The sequence below is a fragment of the Nocardioides bruguierae genome (assembly GCF_023656415.1).
Classification (GTDB): domain Bacteria; phylum Actinomycetota; class Actinomycetes; order Propionibacteriales; family Nocardioidaceae; genus Nocardioides; species Nocardioides bruguierae.
This window is the reverse complement of sequence record NZ_JAMOIL010000068.1, coordinates 1-1,241: the sequence shown is the minus strand read 5'-3', so window position 1 is coordinate 1,241 and position 1,241 is coordinate 1. Positions and strand designations below refer to the sequence as shown.

1 protein-coding gene is annotated in these 1,241 nt (G+C 72.8%); it reads right to left on the bottom strand.

Annotated features, from left to right (window positions below; translation table 11 throughout):
• Positions 1-559: 559 nt before the first annotated feature.
• Positions 560-1,225, bottom strand: a complete 666-nt coding sequence (locus M8330_RS21640; protein ID WP_250829037.1) for a rolling circle replication-associated protein — start codon at positions 1,223-1,225, stop codon at positions 560-562.
• Positions 1,226-1,241: the final 16 nt, after the last annotated feature.

The following is a 1,241-nucleotide window of genomic DNA, read 5'->3' as shown; positions in this document are numbered from 1 at the left end:
GAGGGCGACAGCGGCCCAGGACACACGCGGGTGGGGAACCCACCACGGACGGGCTCAGCCGCCGTGGTGGTCGAGGTCCAGACGCTGGCGACGAGGGACGGGCTCCCCCGGTGCCGGGAGACCACCGCTGTCCTCGTCCAGGTCAACGGCGGTTGACGGAGAGCAACGAGGCACGCCCTCCGGGCGCATGCTGCCGCGCAGCGGTCAACCCAGTCGCGCAGCCGCGGCTCTCAGATCGGCCAGGAGCGCCGGCCAGCACTCCGAGCAGGCCCCCGCGACCCTGCCGGCCCCGAAGTCCATCCAACGGCTCACAGGCGCCCTCAGGCAGCCCCCACACAGCCCCGCACGCCGCGCTGCACGCCGACGACGCCGTGACGCGCTCACGAGAGCCCCCAGATCCGGAGCCACGGCACCCACGAGTCCCCTGCGCCCGTCGCGCCCGTTCTCGCGGCTCCGCCGCTTGCGAGCGGCCGCGACGGCCCCAGGACCCGCGCGGGTTCAGCGAGCTGCGGGACCGGGAGACCCGACGCATGGGCGACCAGACGCCACCCCTCGAGGCTCATCGAGCCGTCTCCACGAAGTAGATCCCCGGGAGCGGGTGCGCCTGGCGGTAGGCGTTGCGCCCCATCCCGTCGAAGAACTTCGTCGACCAGTGCGCCGCGCGGCCCCCGTTGATGTCCATGTGCTCGGTCAGCGACCCCTCGCCCTGGTCGAGGCCCTTGGCCACGTACCGGAGGACGCCCTTGCCGAGGTAGTCCACCGCCGCGCGGGCGGACTCGATCTGCGTCGAGCCGTACGGCCACGAGGCGTCGAGGACCTCCATCGGGATCTTCCTCGGCCCGTGCTGCACGACGTGCGCGTGCTTCATGCCGGTGTCGGAGCCGCGCTCGATCACCCACAGGCCCTCACCGGCGACGCCGTGCCGCTGGAGGTTCCTCCGCCACGCCTTCATCGCGTGGCGGGTCTCGTCCCAGCCCTCGGGGCACCGCGTCAGCGTGATGAACCGCAGCCGGTTCTCCTGCTCGACCGCTCGACGTGCCAGGGCGAAGGTCTGCGCCGAGACCTGCCGCGAGCACCTGCGGCACCGGGCGTTCTTGCAGGTGGGTCGCCAGGCGACCTCGCCGGTCGTGCGGTCGAACGCCACAGCCCCCGCGAGGGGGCACTCATCGTCGCGCAGCGACCAGCCGACGCCGTCGGGATCGGCGGGCTCTGGCGCTGACGCCATACGTCCTTCTAAGACA

Excerpts from the sequence above, each read along its gene's own strand:
- M8330_RS21640 (WP_250829037.1), bottom strand. The coding sequence starts at position 1,225 with ATGGCGTCAGCGCCAGAGCCCGCCGATCCCGACGGCGTCGGCTGGTCG.